Consider the following 1,068-nt stretch of genomic DNA (forward strand, 5'->3'; position numbering starts at 1 on the left):
GCTTTTATCTCTCGCTATGCAAGAATTTATGACCATGCTTGTGTCTATGGCAGCGCCCATGTGGCGGGTCATGTCTATGGCAAGGCGCATGTTTGTGATTACGCCCGCGTTTATAGCAATGCCCATATTTATAATCATGCCCGCGTCTCTCATGATGTTTTTGTTTATGATCATGCAAGGATCTATGGTCATTCAAAGGTTTCTGGCTCTGCTTGTATTTACAGCAATGCAAAAATTTATGGACAGGCTGCTATAAAAGGCTTTGCAAAGATTTATGGCAAGGTTTACGGCTCTGCGATTGTGAGTGGGCGCGCTGCGGTTTATGGCTCTGTTTATGGGAATGCGAAAATCTCTGGTTCTGTCAAGGTGTGGGGTCGTGCCTATGGAAAAGCAAAAATAGATAAACAAAGCAATGTAAAATCAGTTGCTCAAAATTATGAGGTTTATGAAAACGATAACGTTGTTAAGATTATTGATAAAACAGAATAAAAATAGACATGGGAGCGCCTTCTTTATGGTTATAAACCCATCATAAAAGAGAGAATGCAAAAAAGCCGTGTCAAGTGATATGACGCGGCTTTCAAAGAATGATTCTTATGATAAAAATAACCACCTACAATGGAGTAATGAATGCATATATACAAAATGTATCATATTTCAAGTGCTCTATTAAAAATATGAAAACTTATCAAAAGGAATGTATGATGCGTATGATCTTTAATCACTCATTTGAATGAGAGAGCCTATAAACGCTTTTTGTTAATCTCAAACGTATCAATCATAACGCCCTCATTTGTGAGGTGGTCTTTTGAAATAAAGCCCATGATCAAAATGCTTCTTTTAAAACGTTTCAATATACTGACTTTAAAATTGAGTTGAGTAAATTGAAATAACTTACATTCTAAAATCAAAACGCTTTTTAGATTCATCTCAATACAATCAAAAGCAAATGCCTCTTAAACAAATGTCTTTTTTAAAACATTCTTTTTACATCTGTAAACGTTGGTTTTCAAAACAATCTCTCATAAGACAAATAAACAACCGCTTTTATCAAAGGTAAGGCTTTAA

General features: G+C 35.3%; 1 pseudogene. It reads left to right on the plus strand.

Annotated features, from left to right (window positions below):
* Positions 1–489 (plus strand): annotated as a pseudogene (locus ACFINC_RS09145) (hypothetical protein); the annotation flags it as partial.
* Positions 490–1,068: the final 579 nt, after the last annotated feature.

It is taken from the genome of Bartonella sp. AP58NXGY (assembly GCF_042195785.1).
GTDB lineage: Bacteria > Pseudomonadota > Alphaproteobacteria > Rhizobiales > Rhizobiaceae > Bartonella.